Source organism: Actinomyces sp. MRS3W, from assembly GCF_032465695.1.
In the GTDB taxonomy this organism is placed as follows: Bacteria; Actinomycetota; Actinomycetes; order Actinomycetales; family Actinomycetaceae; genus Actinomyces.
Map to the genome: position 1 here is coordinate 1 of NZ_JAWDJJ010000134.1, position 7,007 is coordinate 7,007.

At 67.4% G+C, this 7,007-nt stretch carries 7 protein-coding genes; 4 read left to right on the forward strand and 3 right to left on the reverse strand.

From position 1 onward, the window contains the following. Nucleotides 1-713, reverse strand: a 713-nt coding sequence (locus RWX45_RS04595) for an aspartate kinase (protein ID WP_316022598.1), incomplete at its 3' end; no start/stop codon positions are given. Nucleotides 714-1,061: 348 nt separating this feature from the next. Here RWX45_RS04595 and RWX45_RS04600 point away from each other — a divergent pair. The 3 genes from RWX45_RS04600 to RWX45_RS04610 all read left to right on the forward strand — a co-directional run bounded on the left by RWX45_RS04600 (nucleotide 1,062) and on the right by RWX45_RS04610 (nucleotide 4,696). Further along, complete coding sequence (locus RWX45_RS04600) at nucleotides 1,062-3,530, forward strand: protease PrsW (protein WP_316022599.1); 2,469 nt, start codon at nucleotides 1,062-1,064, stop codon at nucleotides 3,528-3,530. A 58-nt stretch (nucleotides 3,531-3,588) separates the two neighbouring features. Further along, nucleotides 3,589-4,113 carry a DUF6301 family protein gene (locus tag RWX45_RS04605; RefSeq protein ID WP_316022600.1) on the forward strand — a complete coding sequence of 175 codons (525 nt, stop codon included), beginning with the start codon at nucleotides 3,589-3,591 and terminating at the stop codon, nucleotides 4,111-4,113. 70 nt (nucleotides 4,114-4,183) lie between these two features. Then, nucleotides 4,184-4,696: a DUF6301 family protein gene (locus RWX45_RS04610; protein ID WP_316022601.1), complete on the forward strand. Its 513-nt coding sequence runs from the start codon at nucleotides 4,184-4,186 to the stop codon at nucleotides 4,694-4,696. 385 nt (nucleotides 4,697-5,081) lie between these two features. Here the strand turns inward: RWX45_RS04610 and recR are convergent, their stop codons facing one another. Further along, nucleotides 5,082-5,696, reverse strand: coding sequence for a recombination mediator RecR (gene recR / locus RWX45_RS04615; RefSeq protein WP_316022602.1), 615 nt, complete (start codon nucleotides 5,694-5,696; stop codon nucleotides 5,082-5,084). 2 nt (nucleotides 5,697-5,698) lie between these two features. Beyond that, a complete protein-coding gene (locus tag RWX45_RS04620; protein ID WP_316022603.1) occupies nucleotides 5,699-6,568 on the reverse strand; it encodes a hypothetical protein in 870 nt (289 codons plus the stop codon). 225 nt (nucleotides 6,569-6,793) lie between these two features. Between RWX45_RS04620 and RWX45_RS04625 the strand changes: the two genes are divergently transcribed. Further along, nucleotides 6,794-7,007 (forward strand): hypothetical protein (locus tag RWX45_RS04625; protein ID WP_316022604.1); only part of this gene is annotated, 214 nt, incomplete at its 3' end.

Genomic DNA, 7,007 nt, shown 5'->3' on the forward strand with positions numbered 1-7,007 from the left:
TTCAGGAGGCCGGCGAAGAAGGAGGAGCGCACGTGCAGGGGCACGCCGAAGCGGCGGGCGTACTCCACTGCGCGCAGATGCAGGATCTTGGCGCCGTTCGCGGCCATCTCCAGGGTCTCCTCGCTGGAGAGGGCCTCGATGCGGCGGGCGGTGGGGACGATGCGCGGATCGGCGGTGAACAGGCCGTCGACGTCGGTGTAGATCTCGCAGACGTCAGCGTTGAGGGCGGCGGCCAGGGCGACGGCGGTGGTGTCGCTTCCGCCGCGGCCGAGCGTGGTCACGTCCTCGACCTCGTTGATGCCCTGGAAGCCGGCGACCACGGCGACCGCCCCCATCTGGATGGCGCGGGCCACGCGCTCGGGGATGACGCCGACAATGCTGGCGCGCCCGTACTTGGAGTCGGTGAGCACGCCGGCCTGGGCGCCGGTGTAGGCGCGGGCGGGCACGCCCAGCTCTCCGATGGCCATGGCCAGCAGCGCCATGGAGATGCGCTCGCCGGCGGATAGCAGGATGTCCATCTCGCGGGCGGGCGGGCGCGCGGAGATGGCGTCGGCCATGTCGAGGAGGTCGTCGGTGGTGTCGCCCATGGCGGAGACGACGACGACCACGGTGTTGCCCGCCTTGCGGGTGGCGACGACGCGCCTGGCGACGCGGCGAATCGCCTCAACGTCGCTGACGGATGAGCCTCCGTATTTCTGCACGACCAGTGCCATGTGGGGGTTCCTGCCGTTGTACTGCCGGTGGGTCGGCGCCGACGCCGCGGCGGAACGCCCGCGGCGGGGCGTCCCGGCGTCCTCGGCGTGGCGTTGACACCAAGCATACGGCGCGTCGTGTTACGGCTGATGGAGACCCGTGTTACGGCAGCACGCAGGTCGGTGGAACTGGCCGGTGGGCGTTGACCGGGGTGTGGGCAAGCTCAGCACCCAGATGATGGCGTTATAGTTCCGTCACCATTCCTGATGGTTCCTGAAAGGTGCTCGTTGATGAGCGAGGCTGCATCCCGGTCGAACAGATCCGACGCCGGTCCTGTTGGCACAGACGGAGCGGACGCGGCATTGTCGGTGCTGGACGTACCGCCGGAGGCTTGGGAGCGGGCGCTGGCCGCATGGAGGGGGTGGTGGGCGCGCCACCCGGGTTTCGCACGCGGGATGGTGCGAGTGCAGCAGGTGGTGTCGACGGCCGCGCTGGCGTTGGGCGCGGTGGCACTCGCCGTCGTACCGCGCCTAGCGGTCGGGATGGTGCCTGCACTGTTCATGGCCGGCTGCCTGCTGGTCATGGCACTGCTGGCGCGCACGCGCACGCTGGGTCTGCGCCCACTCGCCCTCTTGATGTGCCTGAGCGCGCCCTGGGCGCTGATGATTGCGCTCGCCACCCGGCGACTAGGCGAGTCGGTCGGGCTGTCCCCCCTCGATGACGGCGCACGCATCGCGCTGGCTGCCTTTGTTGAGGAGCCCGGCAAGCTGCTGCCCTTGCTGGTGTTGGCGCTGGTGGCGCCGGGCCGCATCCGGCGCCTGGCAGCCGTGGATTGGGCGCTGCTGGGCTTCGCCGTCGGTGCCGGATTCACGATCGCCGAGGACGGCGCCCGCCGCCTGGCACCGCCGGGCATGCTCGCGCAGATCCTGGGCGAGAATCGGCTCGAGTACTCACTCAATCCTTGGACCGCGGGCCGGCTCATGCTGCCCGGGGGCAGTTGGGCCGAAGCCCTGCTGGACCTCGACGGCATACCGGCCGGAACGATGACCACCGGGCACCACATCCCCACCATGAGCGTGGCCATGGGGGTCGCCCTCGGGTTGGCGTTGTGGCGCACGCGCCGGCCCTGGTGGCGCGCCATTGCCTGGCTGCCGCCGGTGGCGATGCTCACCGTGGCGGTCACCGATCACGCCTGCTACAACGCCGCCGTCGGCTGGCGGGACTGGCCCGAGCACCACACCGCCATCCCCACCTGGATGCGTCTGCTGTGGCAAATCCTGGACCAGGGGCATGCCCAGTTCACTGTGTCCGTGATGCTGTTCGTCGCCTGCATGTTGGTCGACGCCCGACGGCGTCAGCGGGCGGGGGTGGTCGGTGACGTCGCCGTTGAGGCTCCCAAGGCGCCCGGTTTGCCCATGGTCGGTGTGCCCGGCGTTGTGCGGGTGCCGGTGCAGGCCGTGGTGTGGCTGGCCGCCTACGCCTGGTCGGACCTAGTCATCATCTGGGCCGCGTACGGCGACCGGAGCCTGCCCCGCCGCGCCCGCATGGCCGAGGGCCGCACCATGAGCGTGCAGGTGCGCGGGGTGCGCCAGGATGCCATGACCGTCACCACCCCCGGCGTCGAACCGCCGGCCTGCAACGTCTTCCGCCTGACCTCCCTCGCCGTCGGACTGGTGATGCTGGCGGCCTGCCTGTGGTACGGAATCAACCTGGCCCAGGACATCGGCACATGGCTCAACCAACCCGACTGGCCCTACTTCTTCGCCGGCCTCCTGAACGGACTCGCCCAGTGGTGGGATTCCCTCGGGCTACCCGGCCAAATACTCACCACCGCCCTGGCGGTACTTCTCCTGACCTGGGGCGGGCTGTCCGTGGCCGCGTCGCTCGGCGTCGTCGGAGTGGGCACCTGGATGCTCGGCCACGGGCGCGGCCTGGCCACCTTCATGCAGGCCCCGGGCGCCGCGACACGGTCCTATGCCGCCACCGCCACCTGGGAGCAGGTAATGCTGGACGGGCTGGACCTCGCGCTGACCTTCATACCCGGGTCCGCCCTCGGACTGGGCACCCGCGCCGCATCGCGCACCGCCTCCGAGAGCGTCGCGCTCTCACGCGCCGCCCGCCGCGAGATCGCCGGTCTGACCGAGGTCAGCACCCTCTTCGAACAGCGCGCTGCCACCAAAGCGGCTAGGCAGGCTGCCGAGCAGCGCCTCAAGAACGCCATGCCACCCGGGTACAGCATGAGAGATTTCAACTCCAAGAATCTCAAAAACACGCTCGATGAGCTAGCCGAAGCCGGTTACAGCCGTAGGCAGGTGGAAGCACTGCGTGATGCGGCGCAACAGGCTACGAAGGCCCGACCTGCGGAGAAGCGTATTGCGGAGCACATTGGCGAGCGGGGCGGGGAGCAGGCGCTTGCGCGCCGCGGGTATGAGATCCCGGAGTCCTTCCGATCCACCGGCCCCGATACTCCCGGTCCGGGCAGCCACCGCGTGGACGGCATGGGTGTCAAGCCCGACGGCAGCGAGATCGTCTTTCCCGAGTACAAGGGCGGCACCGCCAGCGTGTCCACCACCCAGGTCCCCACACGTTTCGAGGGCCCCGCGGCCCAGGCCACCCCGGCCTACGTGCGCGACCGCATGCTCTCCGATCCCCGCATGGTCCAGTACTTCCATGACAACCCCCAGATGTGGCAGTCCGTCAAGGACGGACGCACCAAGCTCCTCATCGAGGTGTACTCAACTCCCGCACCCGGATACGCCCAAGCCAGCGGCACCACATTCTTCTCCCTCACGCCCCAGATCATCCAGGCCATGGAGGAGGCCATGTCAGCCCTATAGCATCACCACCAGCCACACAGCACAATATCAGGCCCAACTCGGTAAGGAACCGACCAGCATGACCAAGATGAAAATACTGCCCGTGGAGCGCGCCGTCGAGTGGATCCGCGCTTGGACCGAGCTCGACTGGCCCATCACCTGGGAAACCGCCTACGCCACCCGCGACAAACTCGGCTGGAAACCCGCCCCCGACGACGGACGATTCTTCACCACCGAACTCTCCACCAACGGCGAGGAAGACGGGAATATCACACGATTCGAAGGGGATTGTAGTGGAGCGTTTTTCCCCCTTTGCACACGCAAATTCACCACTGGTGTCGATGAAGCGCGCACGACCGCCCTGCACTCAGCCTACAACAGTTACACAACAGCACTCGTCAACCTGTACGGCGCAGGAAAAAAAACGACGGGACGCGGAGGAAGACGTCGGACCGAATGGATACTCGCAAATCAGGTCACACTCAGCGTGTCAGTATCAGATAAGTCTATCAGCGTCACAATCGACTCACCCGCGATCACTGCAATTAACCAGGCGGAGTTGTACTACATTGAGAAGTACGGTGAGAACTACGTCGATGACTGACCCTGACAGCCCTGCACCGGACACAGCCCCGCGCGGCGACGCCAGCTGCTCGGCCTCACACCAACCTGTCATGCGGATCCTCCCCACCGAGCGTGCCGTGGAGTGGATCCACGCCTGGACCGAGCTCGACTGGCCCATCACCTGGGAAACCGCCTACGCCACCCGCGACAAACTCGGCTGGAAACCAGAACCCGAGGACCCCGAACTATTCACCACCGAACTCACGGCTAACCAAGACGGAGGTTACATCACCAGATACCAGAATGCTGTTGGCGACATATCAATCCCACTGACATCGTTCAACACTTCAGAGACAAAGGACCACACATGGATCAACAACGTATGGAGGGCTTACGACCTCTACGCGAAGAGGCTGACGAACCTATACGGAAACGGGAAACAGACCGGAAGCCGCATGGACATCCTTCAGACCGATTGGATAACTCCCAAAGGCGTAACCGTCAGCTTAATTGGATCAGCCGAGGGAATCGAGGCAGACCTGGACTCACCCGAGATCACCGCAATTGACCAACTAGAGTCGTACTATATTGATAAGTACGGCGAGAATTACGTCGACGACTAACCCCGACGACCATCGCTCTCAGACCGCTGCGTGCGATGACCCAAGCGCTTCCGACTCAAACCATCCCAGCACGCACGTCCTGCCCATCGAGCGCACCATCGAGGGGTCCATCCCCTGAGACACCGCGTACACTACCCGAGACAAACTCGACTGGAAACCCAACCCGGTAGACGGAAAACTGCTTACTACCGAGCTATCTGCCAACGGATGAGAAGACGGACGTATCACACCATCAGACGCCCAATGTCGCGGCGCTTATTTTTCGCTCCGCTCACGCAAGCGCGCGCACGTAGTCGACAAACGTGGGCAATTTCTCTGCACTCAGCCTTCGACAGCTACCATACAGATCTTACCGACCTATACGGCGCAGGCCAACCGCCCCTGTTCATCCCTCGGCGTCCACCCGGTGGCGCCCCTCGAAGGCCCGCCCGAGCGTCACCTCGTCGGCATACTCCAGGTCGCTGCCCACCGGCAGCCCCGACGCGAGTCGCGAGACCGGCACCGCCATGGTGCGCAGCATGCGAGTCAGGTAGGCGGCAGTCGCCTCGCCGACCACGTCCGGGTCCGTGGCGAGGATGACCTCCTCCACCGTGCCGTCCCCCACCCGGGTGAACAGGTCGCGAATGCGCAGGTCGTCCGGGCCGACCCCGTTGATCGGGTCGATGGCGCCACCGAGCACGTGGTATAGGCCCCGGTACTCGCGGGTCCGCTCAATGGCGACGACATCCTTGGGCTCCTCCACCACGCAGATGACACTGCGGTCCCGGCGCGGATCCCGGCACACGGCGCACTGCTCGGATTCGGCGACGTTCCCGCAGGTGGCGCAGAACCGCACCCGGGCCTTGACCGCGCGCAGAGCCTCAATGAGCCGCTCCACGCTGTCGGTGTCTGCGGACAAGATATGGAAGGCGAGCCGCTGAGCGGATTTGGGGCCGATGCCGGGCAGTTCGCCGAACTGGTCGACGAGGTCTTCAAGTGCGCCTTCATAGGCAGCTGGCACGGTCAGTGTCCTTCCTGGGTCACGGTGACTTCCTCCAGGACGGTGGCGCCCAGGAGGCGTTTGACAACTTCTAGCCCGACAACGCCCGCCTCCTCGGCATCCTCGTCATCCTCACTGGGCAGATCGTCTTCAAGGGCGGAGCGCGCGGGCGCAGCGGAGGCGGCACCCATCTGATGGTTGCGGGCGCCACCCCGAGCGGCCGCTCTGGCAGCGGCCTGGGCAGCAGAGAGCCTACTAGGGGAAGCGACGGCTCCCGGAGCGGGGCCGGGGCCATCCGGATCGCCGGGCTCCTCCGGCACAGGAATGCCATCGGAGAAGGTCGCATCCGCGTCGTCCCATGCGACCGGCGCCAGGCCGTGCGGCCGGTTCCGCTCCGCGGCGGCGGGTACATCACCCGCCTGAACGTCCGGGCCCCTCTCAGCAGCCCCGGCGGGCGAGCCGGCCGCGGGCGACGACGACCTGGGCAGGTCCGGCAGGGGGCGTAGGCGGTGAACGGTAGCGAGCGGAGTCGTGTCGGGAGAAGATGCGGCCGCAGGGTCGGCCGTATCCGGCTGCGGTGCCGCGTCGGAGCGGGCAGCAAAACCAGGTTCAGGAGCCGGGGCGGTGTCGTCCGCCGGGTCCGGCGCCGCGGTCGCAACGTAGGCCGAATCTGGGTCACGCACATCAACCGGCGCCGGAGACTGCGGCATGGGGGCTGTACTCGCCGCCGAATGAGGAGACGTGGGGATAGCGTCCGGGGTCGCCGCGGCGACAACGTTCGCGGGCGCGACGGCGGCATGACCCACGGGAGTAGCCACCGTCTCATCCGCGAGCGCAGTAGCCTCGGGCGCGGGGCCCGACGGCGATTTCGGCTGCGGAGGCTCCGGGCTCATCGTGCCCAAGTCCGTCACCGGCTGCGGGTCGGCCCGCTGCGGCTCCGGGGCGGGCTCCGGAGCCGGCACCGCACGCCATGCGGCCGCGTCGGAAGTGCTCGGTGCGTTGGCATCCGCCCCCTCCGTCTCGTGCGCATCGGGTCGAAAGGCGTCTGGGCCGCGGGTATCGCCGCTGGGCTCCTGTGGGCCCGTATCATGCCCGGGCTCTGCCACCTCGTGCACGGCGTGACGCGCACCGGGGACGGCGACCTCGCCCCAGCCGTCATCGTCTACAGCTGCCGCGGGTACGGCCTCAGGACCTGCTGTCCCTGCGCCGCCCACGGGGACGCGATGGCTATCCCCGGAAGGGCCCGACGCGGAGCCTCCGGCAGCGGGGTATCCCCCACGTCGGCTCTGCCCGCGTCCCCGTGGGCGGCGCAGGGACAGCAGGTCCTGAGGC